Genomic DNA, 17,970 nt, shown 5'->3' on the forward strand with positions numbered 1-17,970 from the left:
ACCACTATGTCGCTGATTAATACGCAAGTTCAACCGTTCAAGGCCGAAGCTTTCCACAACGGCAAGTTCATCACCGTTACGGAAGAGTCGCTCAAGGGCAAGTGGTCCGTGCTGATCTTCATGCCGGCCGCGTTCACGTTCAACTGCCCGACCGAAGTGGAAGATGCTGCTGACAACTATGCAGAATTCCAAAAGGCCGGCGCTGAGGTCTACATCGTTACGACCGACACGCACTTCTCGCACAAGGTGTGGCACGAAACCTCGCCGGCCGTGGGCAAGGCACAGTTCCCGCTGGTGGGCGACCCCACGCACGCACTGACCAACGCTTTCGGCGTGCACATCCCCGAAGAAGGCCTGGCTCTGCGCGGCACGTTCGTGATCGACCCGCAAGGCACGATCAAGACGCTGGAAGTGCACGACAACGCCATCGCACGTGACGTGAAGGAAACCCTGCGCAAGCTCAAGGCTGCCCAGTTCGTCGCCAACAACCCGGGCAACGTGTGCCCGGCCAAGTGGAACGAAGGCGCGAAGACCATCAAGCCGTCGCTGGATCTGGTCGGCAAGATCTAAGTTGTAAAGGCTGTTGCTGCAGAAATGCAGCGTGAAAAACGGCCGGCTCTGCCGGCCGTTTGCTTAAGGGCGCAGGCATGTGCCGCGCCCCGTAACTGAATCAAAACGAATAAAGGAAGTCGTCATGCTGGATGCTGATGTCAAGGCCCAACTGAAGGCCTACCTCGAACGCCTCGTGCAGCCCATTGAACTGGTCGCCAACGTCGATGACAGCGAGGGCTCCCGCGACATGATGGACCTGCTGCGTGATGTGGCCGAGCAGTCCAGCATGATCGTGCTGACCGAACAACGTGACGCGGCTGAGCGTGCGCCGTCGTTCCTGATCCGCCGCACCGGCTCCGATGTGAGCGTGCGTTTTGCCGCGATCCCGACGGGTCACGAGTTCACCTCGCTCGTGCTGGCGCTGCTGCAAGTGGGCGGCTATGCGCCCAAGCTCGAAGCCGACGTCATCGAACAGATTCGCAACATCGAAGGGGATTTCCGCTTCGAGACCTACATGTCGCTCACGTGCCAGAACTGCCCGGACGTGGTCCAGGCGCTGAACGTGATGTCCGTGATCAACCCGCGCATCCAGCACGTCGCCATTGACGGCGGCATGTACCAGGACGAAATCGAGCAGCGCAAGATCATGGCGGTGCCGACGGTGTTCCTGAACGGTGAAACCTTCGGCACGGGCCGCATGGGCGTGGAAGAGATCCTCGCCAAGATCGACACCGGTGCCGCAGCGCGTGATGCTGAAAAGCTCGCCGCCAAGGAGCCGTATGAAGTGCTGATCGTGGGCGGTGGCCCGGCCGGCGCTGCAGCTGCCGTGTACGCAGCACGCAAGGGTGTGCGCACTGGCGTGGTGGCCGAGCGCTTTGGTGGTCAGGTGCTGGATACGCTGGCCATCGAGAACTTCATCTCCGTGTCGGAAACCGAAGGGCCGAAGTTTGCCGCCGCGCTGGAGCAGCACGTGCGCCAGTACGAGGTCGACATCATGAACGCGCAGCGCGCAGTCAAGCTCACGCCGGCTGATGCGCCGGGCGGCTTTGCCGAGGTGACGCTGGCCAATGGTGCGGTGCTCAAGGGCCGCTCGATCATCCTGTCGACCGGTGCACGCTGGCGCAATGTGAACGTGCCCGGCGAGCAGGAATACAAGAACAAGGGCGTGGCGTACTGCCCGCACTGCGATGGCCCGCTGTTCAAGGGCAAGCGCGTGGCCGTGATTGGCGGTGGCAATTCTGGTGTGGAAGCCGCCATCGACCTGGCTGGCCTGGTCAACCACGTCACGCTGCTGGAGTTTGCTGAAGAACTGAAGGCAGACGCCGTGCTGGTGCGCAAGCTGAAGAGCCTGCCGAACGCGACCATCGTCACCAACGCACAGACCAGCGAGATCACCGGCAACGGTGAGAAGGTGAACGGTCTGCGCTACAAGGACCGCGTGGGCGGCGTCGAGCACGAGATCGCGCTGGAAGGCGTGTTCGTGCAGATCGGTCTGGTGCCCAACACCGAGTGGCTGGATGGCGCGGTGGAGCGCAACCGCTTTGGCGAGATCGTTGTCGATGCGCGCGGTCAGACCAGCGCGGAAGGCGTGTTCGCTGCAGGCGATGCGACCACCACGCCGTACAAGCAGATCATCATCGCCACGGGTGATGGTGCCAAGGCTGCGCTGTCTGCGTTCGATCACCTGATCCGGGTGCCGCTGGCGGAAGCTGCGTGAGCCTGAAGCGTTATCCGATGGAGAAAGCCGGACCTTGCGAAAGCAGGTCCGGCTTTTTTTTCGTCTAGCGCGTGTGCCTCAGTAGAAAGCGCTCGACCACCTGTACGAAATGCGGCGGACATTCCTGCATCGGGTAGTGACCGCACTGCGACAGTGTCACCAATTCCGCATTGGGATGCCAAGCAAGGAAGGTCTGCTTCATGGCCGTTTCATCCAGGCCAGGGTCGTTGCTTCCGACGATGATCAGGAACGGCGTTTCCAGCCCTTGCACGTCTTCGACGAAGCGGGTTGTCGTCAGCATGTGCAGGTAGCGCGGACGGTATTCGGGCGCGGTGCACGCTCTGTTCTGGCGCAGCTTTGCCTTGGCCCATCCATCCGATAGACCACCTGTGACGAACTGGATCAAACGGCAGAACGCCGCGTCGTTGTCACACGTGCTGGCAAAGAACGCGGCAGCGGCTTCTGGGAGCGGGTTGCCCGCAGCGGAAATCGGGCAGATCGCCACCGCGCTCTGGATGCGCTCCGGGGCGTCGGCTGCCATGCGCTGCGTTGCCATCCCGGTCATGGAGTGGCCGACTAGATGAAATTGCCGCCAGCCGAGGTGATCCGCCACGGCAAAGCTATCGGTAGCAATTTCGTTGATGGTGACGGCACCCGCGAGGTGCATGGACAGGCCGTAGCCGCGCAGGTCGACAAAGGCGTAGGTGAAGGCCGTGCTGTCCAGGTAGGGCAGTATGGCGTCGTAGTTGGTGTGGTCGCCCAGCCAGTCATGCATGACGAGCACGTGCTCTGGCCCGGAGCCGTGGAGCGTGAAGCCAAGGTGGGTGTTCGAGGGCTGGGGCGGCAAGAGGTTGCGGTGCATTTCGAAGACTCCTTTTTGGGTGTGGAAAGCCAAAAAGAAGCGCCCTCGCGGCGGACCGGGAGGGCGTTCGAAATTGGTACCGATGATATCGGCCAGGGTGACTCGATGTCAACGCGGCGCCCGACCTCGGGCGTCACTGGTCGCCTTGCGGCTGCGGACTCACCACGCTCCGGCTCTTGCCATCGACCTCTCGTACGGGCAATGCGGCAGCATCCACGCTGTCGATGCAGTACGCGTTCACGCTGAGAAACTCGGGATTGCTGCGGCGCTGGTGATAGACATAGATGCCGCACGTACCGCAAAAATAGTGCTGGGCGATGCCGCTGTTCCAGCGGTACAGGCGTAGCGCGTCCTGGCCGTGCGTGATGTGGAAGCGCTCGCGCGGCACGGTCGCCATCAGCGCATTGCGCTTGCTGCACAGTGAGCAGTTGCAGCGGATCAGTTCATCGAGTTCCGCGTCGAACATGAAGGCGACGGCTTGGCAGTGGCATGTTCCCGTGTGTTGCATCGTGTCTCTTCGCATCGTGTGGGGCTAGGCAGGATACGCTCCGACTTGCAGTGCCGTCGCCCGTTCGCTGCACATCTCCACAAGGCGATCGCGGAGCACGCGCCCTGCGCTGTCCAGGTCGGACCGCGCAAAGAGCGCCAGTTCCAGCCCGCCGATCTCCGGAAAACCGTCGGCGGTGCTGAGCATGCGATGCCCGGGCTGCATGCAACTGGCCGGCAGCAGGCTCACGCCCAACCCTGCGCTGACCGCCGCGCACAGGCTTGCCAGGCTCGGGCTCGAATATGTGATGCGCCACGCCTGGCCGAGCGATTCCAGCGCGTGCAGCATCTCCTGCCGATACAGCGCGCCCACCGGAAACACCACCAGCGGCAGCGCGGGCTGTGTCGGCCCGAGCGGCAGCGTGTGCGGCCGCTCAGCGCTATCGATCCAGCAGACCGGTTCCGCCCAGCGCGCATGGCAGTCGCTGTCGGTGCCCCATTGTTTGACCAGCAGCATGTCCAGATCGCCATTGCGGTACAGCCGCAGCAGGTGGTGGGACAGGCCACTTTCCACTTCCAGCCGCAGGCGCGGCCGCTCGCGCGCAAAGCTGGCGATGAGCGGCATCAACGCACCGCTGCCGAGGTCTTCCGGCACGCCCAGGCGCAGCACGCCCTCGGTGTGTTCCGGGCTGAGCGCCTCGCTGGCCTCACCAGCCAGACGTAGCAGCCGGCGCGCGTAGCCGAGCAGGCGGTCGCCTTCTTCGGTGGGCAGCACCTGCCGCTGGCTGCGATCGAGCAGGCGGCAGTTCAGTTGCTGCTCCAGCCGCAGGATCTGCTGGCTCACCGTCGATTGTGTGAGGTGCAGGTGCTCCGCCGCCCGCGTGAAATTGCCCGTGTCGACCACCGTGACGAAGCTGCGCAGCAAGACCAGATCGATCATTTGAAAATCCACTGAAGGTCATTCCACTATTTAATTTGAACATGTTTAGAGGCGCAACCATAATCGACCGGTTATTCAGCATGGATGGGGGGAGCCGCATGGCATTGCGTGTCTGGAAGCGCTGGATGGTTCTGGCGTGTGCCTTGGGTGCCCCAACCGCAGGTGCGGCCGCTGGCGAACCGGCGTGGCTGTTGAGCGCCGCAGCCAAGGGCGACACCGCCAGGGTGACCGAGCAACTGCGCCAGGGCGTTTCGGTGGATGTGCGCGACGGCGGCGATAACACACCGCTGCTGCTCGCCACGCATGGCAACCATGTCGACACCGCGCGCGCCCTGATCGACGCCGGCGCCGATGTCAACGCCCAGAACAAGCGCCTCGACAGCGCCTATCTGCTGGCCGGTGCAGAGGGCACCTGGACATCTTGCGCATGACACTCAGTCATGGCGCCAACCTCAAGAGCACCAACCGCTACGGCGGCACAGCCTTGATCCCGGCTTGCGAGCGCGGCCACGTGGAGGTTGTCAAGACGCTGATCGACGCCGGTGTCGACGTGAACCACGTCAACAACCTCGGCTGGACAGGGCTGCTCGAAGCCATCCTGCTGAGCGACGGCGGGCCGCGCCACCAGCAGATCGTCCGCCTGCTGATCGACCACGGTGCTGACGTCAATCTTGCCGACCGCATGGGCGTGACGCCGCTGCAGCATGCGTGCGAGCGCGGCCAGAAGGCGATTGCCGACATGCTCATCGCTGCCGGCGCGCGCTAAACCCCCTTTTCAAGAGATTCAGGAGATCACGATGTCCGGTGAACAGTACATGCACGAGGCGGTTGAGCTGGCCCGTGCCAACATCAACGCCGGCGGCGCACCGTTTGGCGCCGTGCTGGTGCGCGACGGCAAGATCATCGCCCGTGCCGTGAACGAGGTGCACACCACCCACGACCCGACCGCCCATGCCGAGATGCAGGCTATCCGCCAGGCCAGCCACGCGCTGGCCACACCGGACATGAGCGGCGCCGTCATGTACGCCAGCGGCCATCCGTGCCCGATGTGCTTTGCCGCCATGCATCGCTGCGGCATCCGCGCCGCGTACTTTGCGTATTCGAACGAAGACGGCGCGCCGTTCGGCATGTCCACCGCCGCCATCTACGAGGAGTTCAAGCGTGAGCCGCAAGCGCGCGCACTGCAGATGCGTGCACTGCGGCCGACGGGCGAGCAGGGCTTGTACGAAGCGTGGCAGGCGCACCAATCGTGACCGAGGCGACTGCACAGCAGGTCACGCCGGCTGCGTCCGCTGTAGCGCCTGCGCGCGCCGATGCCGGCTGGATCGGTGTGCTGGTGGTGATTGCGCTCGGCCTGAACTTGCGCCCCATCCTCACGACGATCGGCCCGCTGCTGGCGGAGATTCGCGCAGGCACGGGCCTCGGCCTGCAAGGCGTGTCGATGCTGACCGTGATCCCGGTGCTGTGCATGGGCGGCATCGCGCTATTCATTCCGTGGCTGGCGCGTTGGATGGCCGAGCACCGCGGCATCGTGTGCAGCCTGCTGGCAATTGCAGGAGCGTGCTTGTGGCGGTTGTGGGCCGAGCACGGCGCCGCACTGATTGCCAGCGCGGCGCTGGCCGGTACGGGCGTCGCGATCATTCAGGGTTTGGCGCCAGGCATCATCAAGCGTTGGTTTCCGCAGCGTGTGCCGCTCACGCTGGGTTTGTATTCCGCCTCACTCATGGCGGGCGGCGGCATGGCGGCCACGCTCGGCCCGCGCATTGCGCACGTGGCCGACTGGCACGTGGGCCTTGGCATCTGGGTGTTGCCGGCGCTGGCCGCGCTGGTGTTGTGGGTGACTGCCCGCCCGCGCGAGGCACTGCCAACCACGCAGCACGGGCCCGTGCTCAACTTTTTCGGCAATCGGCGCGCGTGGCTGCTGGCGTTCTACTTTGGGGCAACCAACGCTGGCTACACCAGCATGATTGCGTGGCTGCCGATGTTCTATCGCCAACTCGGCTGGAGCGCGCAGGATGCCGGCGGCCTCATCGGCGTGATGACGATCTTCCAGGTGATCGGGGCGTTTGGGGCGCCATTGCTCGCGCGGCGGCAACCGGATCGCCGCCCGTGGCTGGCGGCCATGTTGCTGGCGCAGTTGATGGGCATGACCGGTCTGCTGCTCGCTCCGCAAAGCGGGACGCTGCTCTGGGTCGCGCTGATCGGTTGCGGCCTGGGCTCCATGTTCTCGCTGTGTCTGACGCTGACGCTAGACCATCTGCCTGATGCGCGTGCTGCGGGTCATCTCGCGGCGTTCGTGCAAGGCATCGGCTTCATCATCACGGGGATCATTCCCTACGCAGTGGGCTGGCTGCGCGAATTGACGGGCGGCTTTCAGATGCCGTGGCTGCTACTGATCGCCATCGTGCTTGCCGCCATGGTCGCAACGCTGCGCTTTGCGCCGGCGGGTTACGCTCGTGCCATGGGGCGCATCTAACGCGCCTCCCGACCCCATCCCACCAAGGGTCTTCGACGATTTTCAGAAAAGGCTTGTAATGCGAATCATTCGCATTTATAGTTTGTCCATCGACAGCGCTGCGGCCGATGGAAAAACCGCCAAGCGCAACCTGTCGAACCGAATTCCGCTGTGAGTGTGCCGGCCGTTGAATGCCTGGCACCCCAGCAACCGATCTTTTGTGGGGACCGCTCTGACACACAGAGCGTTTGGCAGTAGCAAGCCGCCCGACAGTCGGGAAAGCACTCAGACCCCGCTTTCCCGACTGCGACTTTCCCGGGCCGCCAGCCATGCCGTCTTTTTTCGGAACCTCCGTCTGCACGATTGCGACGCCGCTTCCGGCCCTGCTGCGCTGTCTACGCTGACCTCCTAGCCTTACGCCCCCGAACGCCATGCCAAATTCGACCGACCTGCGCCGTGCTGGGCTCAAAGCCACGTCACCGCGCGTCAAGATTCTGGAAATCCTTGCTGCCGGCACGGACCACGGCCGTCACCTGAGTGCGGAAGACGTTTATCGTCAGTTGCTGACGTCGGATCTCGACATCGGCATCTCGACGGTCTACCGCGTCCTCAACCAACTGGTGGATGCCAGTGTGCTGCTGCGTCATACGTTCGAGGCCGGCCATGCGGTGTATGAGATCAACGAAGGTGCGCATCACGATCACCTGATCTGCATGTCGTGCGGCCGCGTGGAAGAGTTTCACGACGATGCCATCGAGGCCCGTCAGGAGCGTGTGGCAAGTGAGCGCGGCTTCGTGCTGCGCGATCACGCGCTGGCGCTGTACGGTGTGTGCCCTGCATGCCAGGCCAAAGCAGGTGCGCCGTTGGCTTCGGAGCGCGCTTCACATTGATGTGATCCCGTAACGCCTGGAAACATCATCGGCGGGATCGTGGCGAAACTCATCCGCTGCCGTGGGTTCCAACACATCGTGTTACCCAGGAGATGCCGATGCAACGCCGTCTGAAGTCCGAAGATGAACTCAAGACCCTGCTGGCCCGCTGCGTTCAGCAGCATCCGGAATGTGCCAACTGCGAACTGCGCACCATGTGCATTCACCGGCCCGATCACACCGGCTGTAACTGGAGCGCCGAATTCGATTTTCCCAGCGATGACGACGCCGCCGCCATTCGCGGTCTGTCGGTCGCCAAGCGTCTGCTGACGCGGGCGCGCACCCAGTACAACGTAGCGTCGTAACGCCCAGGTTTGGGCGTCAGCCCTTCGCCTGTCGGGCGATACGCTCGAGCAGTGCGCGGGCGCTTTCGCCGTGGCCCTGCTGTGCCAGCAGGCGCGCATTCAGTACGAGATTCTCCAGCACCAGTTTGGCAATGCTCGCCGTGAGCGAGACGATCACCTCGTCCTGGCTGAAGTGGGCATCTTCCATTTGCGTGAGCTGGCGCGAGACCAGCTTGCAGACCAGGTCGCGCAGCATCTGCTCGTCAAAGGGCAGGTTGGCGAAATCCACCGGGTCTTCCTTCTCGACTTCCGCAATCAACTGGACCAGCAGTTCTTCGGTCATGACGCGTCCCCCGTTCAGGTTTGGACCAGTCTACGCCTGCGTTCCACAAAAATAAAACGGGCCCGCATGATGCGAGCCCGTTGGTGTTGTGACGTTGCGTCGTCTGCTATTTGCGGCGCATGAAGTGGATTGGCTGTTCAGCTGCCGCAGCCGATGACGATTCGCCCGAGGCGCAGCCGCTGCAACCACTGCCGCATGCGCTGCCCGAGAGCGGATCGGAGTGACATGACGGCGATGCTCCCGGCGTAAGCAAACGTTGCCCGAAAGCACGCATCCAGTCCGGTCGCGATGGCCGATCACACCAGCCGGCCACGCGCGCCATTGTGCGGGCACGCATGGTCGGTGCATAGCGACCGGTAATCGACAGCGCGCTCATCGCCACGACTGTCGCGACGACGCCGGTTTCGACAACGTGGTACAGGCTCATGTCAGCACCCGTGCGATCTGGTAGGTGGCGAAGGCGGCCAGGTAGGCCAGCGCGAAGAGATAACCGGCCGTGCCCGCCATCACCTTCCACGAGTTGGTCTCGCGGCGGATGGTGGCCAGCGTCGAGATGCATTGCGGCGCGTACACGTACCACGCCAGAAAGGCCAGCGCCGTGGCCAGCGACCATTGCTGAGCAATGATCGGCGCCAGTTGCGCGGCGGCATCCTCATGCGTGGCCGACAGCGAATACACCGTTGCCAGCGCACCCACGGCCACTTCGCGTGCGGCCATGCCAGGAATCAGTGCGATGCACATCTGCCATGTGAAGCCGATCGGCGCGAACACGACTTCCAGCGCGCGGCCGATCATGCCGGCAAAGCTGTAGTCGATGGCCGGCAAGGTGGCGTTTGCGGGCGGCGACGGGAACGTCGACAGGAACCACAGCAGCACCATCATCTTCAGGATGACCGTGCCGATTCGGCGCAGGAAGATACGCGCGCGTTCCAGTAGACCCACAGCGAGGTTGCGCACGCTCGGCAGCCGATACGACGGCAGCTCCAGGATGAGCGGGTGCTCGTTGCGATCGCGCTTGAGGTACTTGAGTACGTAGGCCACGACCAGCGCCGACACGATGCCGGCCATGTACAGCCCGAACAGCACCAGCCCCTGCAGGTTGAACACGCCCCACACCTCGCGCACCGGAATGAACGCGCCAATCAGCAGCGCATACACCGGCAGCCGCGCCGAACACGTCATCAGCGGTGCCACGAGAATCGTCACCAGCCGGTCGCGCGGGTCCTGGATCGTGCGCGTGGCCATCACGCCGGGAATCGCACACGCAAAGCTGGAGAGCAGCGGAATGAACGAGCGGCCCGAGAGCCCCGCACCCGCCATCAGCCGGTCAAGCAGGAAGGCCGCGCGCGGCAGGTAGCCGGACTCTTCCAGCGAGAGGATGAAGAGGAACAGGATCAGGATCTGCGGCAGGAACACCAGCACGCTGCCCGTGCCCGCGATGATGCCGTTCACCAGCAGGCTCTTGAGCATGCCGTCGGGCATGACCGTGCCGACCCAAACGCCCACCGCTTCCACGGCACCCTGGATACCGTCCATGAGCGGCTGCGCCCAGGAGAACACCGCCTGGAACATGAAGAACATCAGCACGGCGAGCAACATCAGGCCCAGCACCGGATGCAGCACGATGCGGTCGAGCCGGTCATCCAGCTCGGCCGTGCTGCGCGGCATGGTGACAGCGGCGTCGAGCAGGCGTTTCACCTCGACGTGCGGGTCGGCATCGGCGGGCAGGCCCACCGGCACGGTCGGCAGTTGCTCGTGATCGATGTGCGCGACCAGCTCTGCCGCGCCATTGCGCTTGATGGCCACGGTCTGCACCACGGGCACGCCCAGTGCCGCTTCCAGCTTGGCGCGGTCGATACGGATGCCGCGCCGTTCGGCCGCATCCACCATGTTCAATGCCAGCACCATCGGCAGACCAAGGCGTTGCAGCTCAAGCACGAAGCGCAGGTGCAGACGCAGGTTGGTGGCGTCCACCACGCAGATGAGCATGTCGGGGCGCGGTTCGCCGCGGAACGTGCCCAGGCAGATATCGCGCGTGATGGCTTCGTCGGGGCTGGTGGCGACCAGGCTGTAGGCGCCGGGCAGGTCCAGGATCTGTACGTGCCGGCCCGACGGCGCCGTGAAGCGGCCTTCTTTGCGCTCAACCGTTACGCCTGCGTAGTTGGCCACCTTTTGGCGGCTGCCGGTCAGCAGGTTGAACAGCGCGGTCTTGCCGCAATTGGGGTTGCCGACCAGGGCAACGCGCAATGCCGGCGAGGAAGAGGAAGCGGGAGAAGCGTGCATCTGCATGAAGACCGGATAAGCGGGACCGGAAAGTGTCGGCAGCGAGCGGTGGGCTACGCTGCCTCGCGCACCTGCGCGGGCGGCGCCGCCTCGGTGGCGGCAACAGCCTCCGTGGCGGGTTGCGTGGTCGCTTCAGCGCGCAGGCGAACGCGAGCGGCCTCCTGACGGCGCAGCGCAAAGCGTGTAAAGCCGACCTGCACGACCAGCGGATCCCCGCCGAACGGGCCTACGGCCACCACGCGCACCACTTCGCCCGCGACGAACCCAAGTTCGCGCAGGCGTTGGCTGATGGGATCGGCGGACTCACGGTCTTCAACGTGATCCACCACCGCCGTTGCCCGGCGGGAAAGCTCGGAAAGCCGCATCGTGCCTAGTCGCTCACTTACTGAATGCGTTGATTATTACGTAAATGCGAATCGTTTTCATTATATCGCAACATCAAGCATGAAGGGGCTGCGGCACTGGGTCGCCGGGATGGTTATTTCGGACGAGGGATTCACCCGGGGGAGGGGCGTTGCACCGAACGCACAAAAACGCGGGGTGCGCGTAAAACCGCTACTGGTGCCGGGTTTTTGCCAAATTACCCTATCCTGGGTATTGGCCGGGCGGGGGTCATTGCCTATCCTTCAAGTGCGCTGAACTTCCCCGTTCAAAGCGTATTCTTGAGGCCACCGGATACCGCTATCCGGTGGTTTTTTCTTTGGTGCCTGCCGATTGTAGTCACGATCCTACTGCCCGGCCCGGTCTCGGCCCCCCGAACCGCTTGCTATGGATCGCAGGCGGATTCCCAACTATGCTAGTCGCTGGCGATCGCGCCGCGGCCTTCGCTTTTGGCGCGGTAGCAAGCGGCGTCCGCACGTGCCAGGAAGGCGCTGACGTCGGCATCGTCTGCATGCAATTCAACCACCCCCTGTGAGAGCGCAATCTCTGCCCGTGCGCCGGCGGCCAGCAGCGGCTGACGGGCCAGCGCCGCGCGGATGCGGTCGGCAAACGTAACGGCCGCCTGCATGTCGCAGTTGGGCAGGATGATCGCGAACTCGTCGCCGCCCAGGCGGGCCACGTAATCCTGTGTGCGCGTGTTCTGCACGACGAGCTCGGCCACGCCGCGCAGCACGTCGTCGCCGGCGGCATGGCCGTAGCGGTCGTTGATGGTCTTGAAGCCATCCAGGTCGATCATGATGAGGGCCAGCGGCGCACGCGTGACCGGGTTGCCGCCACGATGCGCTTCGACCTGCGCGCGCAAGGTCGCATCAAAACCGCGGCGGTTCAGCAGCCCGGTCAGCACGTCGTGCGTGGCATCCCAGGCGATGCGCTGCACGGTTTCTCGCGTGGCCGACACATCGCGCAGTACCAGGACGCCGCTACCCGACGTGCCTGGCAGCGGGCCCCATGACAACTCCACATCGTGCCGGCGCCCGTCGGCGCGTTCCAGCCGCAGGCTGCCCGAGAGCGTGCCGCCCGAGCGCAGCAACTGCGTGGGGATGACACGCCTGCCACTGTCGTGCTCCACCAGGTGCAGCAGGCGGTTGATCGATTGGCCGACCGCGCGCGCGGGGTGCGTGCCAACGAGCGTTTCAATGGCGCGGCTGGCGTGCGTGACGATGCCATCGCCGTCGATCGTCAGCAGCGGCTCCTGGATGGCATCGAGCACCAGCAGCGCGGCACGGACCTCTTGCTCGAGCGCCTCCTTGGCGCGTTGCTCGCGCGTGCTGTCGACCACGGCGACGATCCACCCGGCCAGCGGCGCGCCTGCCCCGCCGATGGGCCGCGCCGTCAGCAGCACCGCACCAATCCCGGCACCTTGCCCCGTCGTAATCACGACCGGCTGATCCGCCAGCGCCAGCGGTGCGCGCGGCAGATGGGCAAGTGCGGTGGCCACGGCCCGTGCTGCAGGTGAGACCGGGTCCCCTTCTTTGGCCTGCAAGGCCAGGCTGATGGCCTGTGCGCTCGTGCCCAGCAGCCGCTCGAAACGCACGTTGGCAAACGGCACCGCCAGCGCGCGATCCAGAAACGCCAGCCCGACCGGGGCCTGCTCGGCTAGCGCGCGGAAGAAAGCGACGTCCTGCTCGCTGATCTCCAGTGCCTGGTCCCAATACTTGGCGAGGTGGCCGACACGCACGGCCAGTGCGCCCACCTCGGTGGTCGGGTCAAATGTGGAGACCTGCGGGTCCGCCAGCTCGCCCAGGCGCGTGAGCGGGCCGGGCGGGTGGGCGTCGTGCAAGGGCGGGCGGCCAGAAGTGGGCGCGACCGGGTGGATCGGCAGACCGCCTTCCACCTCGTGGCGCAGGCGCTCCAGCGGGCTGACCGCACGCTCGATCCAGAACCAGGCGAACAGCAGGCAGACGGCGCCGAAGGCAATGCCGGCCGCAATGAGCGTGCGCGTCGTACGGGCGGCGCCCGCGTAGGCTTCCTGCACCGGCCACCAGACGCCCACGCTCCAGGGCACGGCACTCAGCCGGCGATAGCCGACGATGACGGGAGCCTGCCCCGGCGGGGTGAATTCAGCGCCCTGGCTCCAGCCCTGCGCGAGCGAACGCGCAGACGCGGGCAGCGTCGCCAGATCCGGCGCTTGCTGCAGCAGGCGCGAGCGATCCGGCGCGACGATGTATTTGCCCCCTTCCGACACCACCACCAGGCGCCCGGTGCGCCCCATCCGGACAGCCTCCAGATCGGCGAGCATCGGATTGCGCGATAGCTCGATCGATCCGATCACCAGCCCAGCAAAGCTGCCGTCATTACTGTGCAGCGGTGCCGCAAACGAGGCCACCGGGTGCTTGCCCTCCGGTGCAAGGAACGGCTCCGGTATGTAGAGCCGACGCGTGTCGCGCACGGTCTTGAAGATGGGGTGGTCGGCCATGTCGCCGCCGCGCCGTCCAGGCAGCGCCGGTGCGTCGGCCAGGAGGGTGCCGTCGGTGCCGACCACCAGTACGTTGTCGAAAGCGCCGCGCAAGTCGGCATGCGTGTCGAGCCAGGTTTGGCCGTCGGCAGGCGTGTGCAGGTCGCAGGCGCCCTCGGTGGCGGCGGAGAGGCGGTCGATGATGCTGGCCAGTCGTGCGTCGATCGGGCGGGCCGCCTGCGACATTGCCTGGTCCAGGCGGCTGTCAATCTCCTGCCGGGTGTCGTCGTACACCGTGGAGATGGCCACCGCAATCAACCCCGCAAACGGTACCAGCGCGGCAACCACCACGCCCGGCAGTAGGCGGAACAACAGGCGGCGTGGGGCGGTGCCCACGGGGCGAAATTCGGGCGTGTTTGGCATGTGCCCGGATTTTAGAGCGAGTTGGTCCCGTGGAAACCCCGAAACGTCAACAAAACCGCGTGGATTGCAATAGTTGCGTACACAGTTTCCACAAGTTGCGTGCGATAGGAATTGCAAGCAAAATGCTTGCGCACTGCGTCAGCCGTCAGCCGGCACGATGCCGCAACTGCATCGTGTGCCTTGGCGTACGGCCCCTGAGCCGCATGTCGTGCCGTCACTGAGGTGCAGCCGCAGAGTGCATCCGCTCTCCACACCAAGGCTCTACCGGTCATTCAAGTGCCGAAGCACGCTTTTTTTCCCACCACGCTGCGCGGCCGTTTGCTTGCACTGGCTGCGGTGGCCGCCTTGCCGGCCATTGTTGTGGCGATTGCCGGCGTGGCGCTCTACCGTGACCGGCTCAACGACCATCTTGCCCAGCGCCTGACCCACGAGACCGAGTCCGCCGCCGCGCGCGTCGGGATGGTGCTGTCCAATGCCAACGAACTGCTCTCCGTGCTGGTGGCCGATGATTCAGCGCTGCGCATGGACCAGCAGGAATGCAGCCGCTTCGTCAACCGCGTCTTCCATAACCAGAACGAGCTTTCCAACCTCGGCGTGATTGACGCGCACGGCAAGCTGGTGTGCACGCCCGATCCGGCCAATCTCGGGATCGACGTGTCGGATCGTGAATACGTGCACGAGATCCTGGCGACCGGTCAGCCGGCGCTGTCGACATTCGTGATTGGCAAGGCGTCCAACCAGGCCGTGGTTGTTTCAGCGCGGCCGATGGTGGCCAGCGATGGCGCCATCCGGGGTGTGGCCTACGCGGCCGTGCGGCAGAGTGCCCTGATTTCGGCAGCCTCCGGCGGCATGCCGGGTGCGCCGGTCTACCTGATCGACGCGTCCGGCAACGTGCTATCGATCAACGCCATGATGACGCCCGGGCAGGCCCCCACGATTGCAAAGGGAACGCTCGTGGCCATGGCTGGCCAGCAGCCGGGTGACCCCATACTGGTGGACGACACCGACGGCGTGCGCCGCGCCTATGCAGCCATGGTGGTGCCGCATGCCGCCGCCGGGCGCCTGCGCATTGTGCGGGGGGTGGACGCGACCGACATCATTCGCCAGCAGCGCGACATCGCGCTGGCCGGCGGCGGTGCCATCCTGTTGATGATCGTGCTGTTGCTGGCACTGATTCAGATAGCGATGCGGCGGCTGGTGCTGCCGCGCGTCGATGCGCTGGTGGATGCGGCGCGCCACTACGCCGCGGGTGATTTCTCCGCGCGCGTGGTCGAGCAGGGCACCACGCGCGATGAGCTGTCGTTGCTCGAGCGCACCTTCAACGAGATGCGCGCGGCCATCCAGCGGCACGACGCCACTGTTCATCGGCTGACGGAGCGTTTTCAGCGTGTGGCGCGTGCCACCAACGACTGGATTTTCGACTGGGATATCGCCACCGGAGAGTCCTGGGCCAATGCGAGCCTGCACCGGCTGCTGGGCAGCGACGCACTACTGGGCCCCGGCGAGGACGACGGTATGGGCGGCGGTACCTCGCGCACACTGACTTTCCACCAGTTCGTGCATCCCGACGATGTGGATGCGTTCGGCCAGCAGCTGCGTGCTGTGCTGCATTCAGACCGGGGCAGCTGGCACAGCGTCTGCCGTGTCATCGACGCCAACCGCGCCACGCGCACGGTGGAGATCCGCGCCAGCATCTATCGCGGCAAGGATGGCCGGGCCGTGCGCATGGTCGGTGGCGTGAGCGATATCTCACAGCGCTCGGCCATGGAGCAGGAACTGCGCGCGAGCGAGGCGAACCTGAGCGTGGCCGAACAGATCGCACAACTCGGTAGCTGGCGCTGGGACGTGCTGCGGGACTCCACCACGTGGTCTTCCGGCATGTACGTGCTGACCGGCGTGCCGGTGGGGTCGCCCCCCACGTTTGCACAGCAATCGCAGTTCTTTACCGCCGACAGCTTCAACCGGCTCCGCGAAGCCGCCAGCCATGCCGTGACCGAAGGCGAGCCGTATTCGCTGGAGTTGGAGATGATCCGTCGCGACGGCGAGCACCGCTGGGTGCTCTCGCGCGGCAACATCGAGCGCAATGAACGCGACGAGGTCGTGGCGCTCTTCGGCACCATGCAGGACATCACCGAGCGCCGCGAGTCCGACGAACAGTTGCGCCTGCTGCGCCGTGTGGTGGAGTCCGTGCCATCGGGCATTGCCGTGGCGGACGCGCAGCAGCCCGACATGCCGCTGGTCTACGTGAACCCGGGCTTCGAGCGCATGACTGGCTACCGCGCCGATGAGGTGCTGGGCCGCAACTGCCGCTTCCTGCATTCCTCCGAGCCGGGTCAGCCGGCGCTGAACGAAGTACGCACCGCCCTGCGGGATGCCAGCGAGATCCGTGTACTGCTGCGCAATTTCCGCAAGGATGGCCACCCGTTCCTGAACAACTTCCTGCTTTCGCCTGTACGCGATGCCAAAGGCGCAGTCACGCACTACGTCGGCATCCAGGACGATGTGACCGAGCAGGAGATGACGCGTGCGCGCCTGGCGCAGCACGCCACGGTCGATCCGCTCACCGGCCTGCCCAACCGCACGCTGCTGGCTGACCGTGTGCAGCAGTCGGTGGAGATGGCCGCGCGCCAGCGCAGCCGCTTCTATGTGGCGCTGGTCAATATCGACCGCTTCAAGGTCATCAACGACAGCCTGGGGCATCTGCTGGGCGATGAGGTGCTGCGCCGCGTGGCCGAGCGCTTGCGCGATGCAGCCGACACGGTCGACACCGTGGCGCGCTTTGGCGGCGACGTGTTTGCGCTGGTGGTCTCGCATGCGGGCTCGCGCGGCGTGGATTTCGGCTTTGACCTGTTTGCCGAGGCCATCCGCGTGGAAGGGCACGAAGTGTTCGTGACGGCGAGTATTGGCGTGGCGGAGTACCCCACGCACGGCTCGGATGCCGACACCCTCATCCGCCATGCCGAGATGGCGATGTACTACGCCAAGCAGAACGGCCGCAACCGGCTGGAGTTCTTCGCGCCCGAGATGGACATTGGCGTGTCGTACCGGTTGAACCTGGAACACCAGATCCGGGCAGCGTTGGAGCAGGGCCAGTTCCGCTTGCTGTATCAACCGCAGATCGACACCAAGACCGGCCGCGTGTGCGGGCTGGAAGCGCTGATCCGCTGGATTCATCCGACGCGCGGGCTGTTGCCGCCGGCGGCGTTCATTCCGGTGGCCGAAGAGAGTGGGCTGATCGTCGATATCGGCAACTGGGTGCTGGCCGAGGCTGCGCAGCAGCGCGCGGAATGGCATGCACGCGGCCTGGCTGACGATCTGACGATTGCCGTGAACGTGTCGCCGCTGCAGTTCAAGCGCGGCACGGTGCTGCCGACGCTGCTCAAACTGCAGCGCCAATACGGCCTCGGCTCGGGCTTCCTGGAGCTGGAGGTGACCGAGTCGATGCTGATGGAAGGCACCGAGCGCACCATCGAAGACCTGACCGCCATCCGTCAGCTTGGCGTGCGCATTGCCATTGATGACTTCGGTACCGGTTATTCGAGCCTGGCTTATCTGAAGCGCTTGCCGATCGACCTCATCAAGATCGACCGCGCCTTCGTCAAGGACATCGACCGCGATTCCAACGACGCGGCCATCTGCACGACGGTGGTGGTGCTCGCCCACAACCTGGGCGTGAAGGTGTGCGCAGAAGGGGTGGAAGACGCCGCGCAGGCTGCTTTCCTCACATCGCACCAATGCGACGTGCTGCAGGGGTACTACTTCAGCGAGCCGCTGCTGCCCGATGCGGTGGCCGCGCTGCTGGAGCGCGACGGGCGCTTCGCGGTGTAACTGCGGCTGGGCGCAGGCCTACGCGCGCCCGC

General features: G+C 65.1%; 15 protein-coding genes and 1 pseudogene. 8 read left to right on the forward strand and 8 right to left on the reverse strand.

The genetic code is table 11. The annotated features are described in order from the left end of the window. Positions 1–6: 6 nt before the first annotated feature. Complete coding sequence (gene ahpC, locus V6657_RS21485; protein ID WP_021192992.1) at positions 7–570, forward strand: alkyl hydroperoxide reductase subunit C; 564 nt, start codon at positions 7–9, stop codon at positions 568–570. 124 nt (positions 571–694) lie between these two features. Then, entirely contained in the window at positions 695–2,269 is a 1,575-nt protein-coding gene (gene ahpF / locus V6657_RS21490) for an alkyl hydroperoxide reductase subunit F (RefSeq protein WP_048933727.1), read from the forward strand. Positions 2,270–2,333: 64 nt separating this feature from the next. On the opposite strand, the gene V6657_RS21495 is transcribed toward ahpF, so the two are convergent. The 3 genes from V6657_RS21495 to V6657_RS21505 all read right to left on the reverse strand — a co-directional run bounded on the left by V6657_RS21495 (position 2,334) and on the right by V6657_RS21505 (position 4,557). Beyond that, positions 2,334–3,131 (reverse strand): alpha/beta hydrolase, encoded by a 798-nt coding sequence (locus tag V6657_RS21495; RefSeq protein ID WP_048933726.1) that lies wholly within the window; start codon positions 3,129–3,131, stop codon positions 2,334–2,336. A gap of 133 nt (positions 3,132–3,264) precedes the next feature. After that, a complete protein-coding gene (locus tag V6657_RS21500; RefSeq protein ID WP_053166375.1) occupies positions 3,265–3,639 on the reverse strand; it encodes a GFA family protein in 375 nt (124 codons plus the stop codon). Between the two features lie 24 nt (positions 3,640–3,663). Continuing rightward, entirely contained in the window at positions 3,664–4,557 is an 894-nt protein-coding gene (locus V6657_RS21505; RefSeq protein ID WP_048933724.1) for a LysR family transcriptional regulator, read from the reverse strand. Between the two features lie 125 nt (positions 4,558–4,682). On the opposite strand from V6657_RS21505, the pseudogene V6657_RS21510 reads away from it, so the two are divergent. From V6657_RS21510 to V6657_RS21530, 5 genes and pseudogenes are all read left to right on the forward strand, one after another. Then, positions 4,683–5,323, forward strand: a pseudogene (locus V6657_RS21510) (ankyrin repeat domain-containing protein). Between the two features lie 31 nt (positions 5,324–5,354). Continuing rightward, positions 5,355–5,810, forward strand: a complete 456-nt coding sequence (locus V6657_RS21515) for a nucleoside deaminase (protein ID WP_048933723.1) — start codon at positions 5,355–5,357, stop codon at positions 5,808–5,810. Further along, positions 5,807–7,033 (forward strand): CynX/NimT family MFS transporter, encoded by a 1,227-nt coding sequence (locus V6657_RS21520; protein WP_048933722.1) that lies wholly within the window; start codon positions 5,807–5,809, stop codon positions 7,031–7,033. The genes V6657_RS21515 and V6657_RS21520 overlap by 4 nt, the downstream gene beginning before the upstream one ends. A 410-nt stretch (positions 7,034–7,443) precedes the next feature. Then, positions 7,444–7,902 carry a ferric iron uptake transcriptional regulator gene (gene fur, locus V6657_RS21525; RefSeq protein ID WP_048933721.1) on the forward strand — a complete coding sequence of 153 codons (459 nt, stop codon included), beginning with the start codon at positions 7,444–7,446 and terminating at the stop codon, positions 7,900–7,902. A gap of 98 nt (positions 7,903–8,000) precedes the next feature. Continuing rightward, positions 8,001–8,246, forward strand: a complete 246-nt coding sequence (locus tag V6657_RS21530; protein WP_021192986.1) for a hypothetical protein — start codon at positions 8,001–8,003, stop codon at positions 8,244–8,246. A gap of 16 nt (positions 8,247–8,262) precedes the next feature. Here the strand turns inward: V6657_RS21530 and V6657_RS21535 are convergent, their stop codons facing one another. From V6657_RS21535 to V6657_RS21555, 5 genes are all read right to left on the reverse strand, one after another. Then, positions 8,263–8,568: a hypothetical protein gene (locus tag V6657_RS21535; RefSeq protein ID WP_021192985.1), complete on the reverse strand. Its 306-nt coding sequence runs from the start codon at positions 8,566–8,568 to the stop codon at positions 8,263–8,265. A gap of 106 nt (positions 8,569–8,674) precedes the next feature. Next, a complete protein-coding gene (locus V6657_RS21540; protein WP_082170188.1) occupies positions 8,675–8,995 on the reverse strand; it encodes a DUF6587 family protein in 321 nt (106 codons plus the stop codon). Next, positions 8,992–10,857 carry a ferrous iron transport protein B gene (feoB, locus tag V6657_RS21545; protein ID WP_048933720.1) on the reverse strand — a complete coding sequence of 622 codons (1,866 nt, stop codon included), beginning with the start codon at positions 10,855–10,857 and terminating at the stop codon, positions 8,992–8,994. Before feoB ends, V6657_RS21540 begins: the two co-directional genes overlap by 4 nt. A gap of 47 nt (positions 10,858–10,904) precedes the next feature. Beyond that, positions 10,905–11,216 carry a ferrous iron transport protein A gene (locus tag V6657_RS21550; protein ID WP_048933719.1) on the reverse strand — a complete coding sequence of 104 codons (312 nt, stop codon included), beginning with the start codon at positions 11,214–11,216 and terminating at the stop codon, positions 10,905–10,907. Positions 11,217–11,647: 431 nt separating this feature from the next. Further along, positions 11,648–14,110 carry a diguanylate cyclase gene (locus tag V6657_RS21555; RefSeq protein ID WP_048933718.1) on the reverse strand — a complete coding sequence of 821 codons (2,463 nt, stop codon included), beginning with the start codon at positions 14,108–14,110 and terminating at the stop codon, positions 11,648–11,650. Positions 14,111–14,386: 276 nt separating this feature from the next. Between V6657_RS21555 and V6657_RS21560 the strand changes: the two genes are divergently transcribed. Further along, on the forward strand, positions 14,387–17,938 hold the full coding sequence (locus tag V6657_RS21560) for an EAL domain-containing protein (protein WP_048933852.1): 3,552 nt from the start codon (positions 14,387–14,389) through the stop codon (positions 17,936–17,938). Positions 17,939–17,970 lie beyond the last annotated feature (32 nt).

Origin of the sequence: Ralstonia sp. RRA (assembly GCF_037023145.1) — a bacterium.
Lineage (GTDB): Bacteria > Pseudomonadota > Gammaproteobacteria > Burkholderiales > Burkholderiaceae > Ralstonia.